This is a genomic window from Thermoanaerobaculum aquaticum (assembly GCF_000687145.1).
Taxonomy (GTDB): domain Bacteria; phylum Acidobacteriota; class Thermoanaerobaculia; order Thermoanaerobaculales; family Thermoanaerobaculaceae; genus Thermoanaerobaculum; species Thermoanaerobaculum aquaticum.
In genome coordinates, this window is record NZ_JMFG01000026.1 from 1968 (window position 1) to 2546 (window position 579).

Annotated in this window: 1 pseudogene; it reads left to right on the forward strand. The window is 63.2% G+C overall.

Annotated features, from left to right (window positions below):
- Positions 1–579, forward strand: a pseudogene (locus EG19_RS10035) (hypothetical protein); the annotation flags it as partial.

Below are 579 nucleotides of genomic sequence, written 5' to 3' on the forward strand. Positions count from 1 at the left end.
TCCTACGGCTATGACAACGGCTACCTCACGGCGGTGGGTGGGTTTGTGACGAGCCAGGTGTACCATGCCAACGGCATGGTGTTTCGGCGCAGCTTGGCGAACGGGGTGATGGAGGAGGTGGCGTTGGATAGCTCGAAGATGGCGCGGCCTGGGCAAATGCGGGTGGTGGGGCCTTCGGGGCAGGAGTACTGGAACTCTGGGACTTTTGTTTACGACGGTGTGGGCAACGTGAAGGCGCTGGTGCGCAGCAGCACGGACCAGGACGTGTACGTGTACGATTTGGTCTCGCGGTTGGTGTATGCGAGGTTCAAGACCGCGGGGGGAGGGACCAAGGAGGAGAGCCTGAGCTACGATGCCTTTGGGAACTTGCTGAGCAGCGTGACCCCGCCAACGGATTACGGCAGCCGAAGCTGGTCGGTGGATGGGGTCAATCGTCTTGCGGGGTGCGGCTACGACGCGGCGGGGAGGATGACCGCCTGTGGGGGGCTTACGTTGAGCTGGACCGCGGCTGGGGAGCTGGGCAAGGTGCAGGGGACGGGGATCAACAGGAGCTTCCTGTACACGGCCTCTGGGGAAAAG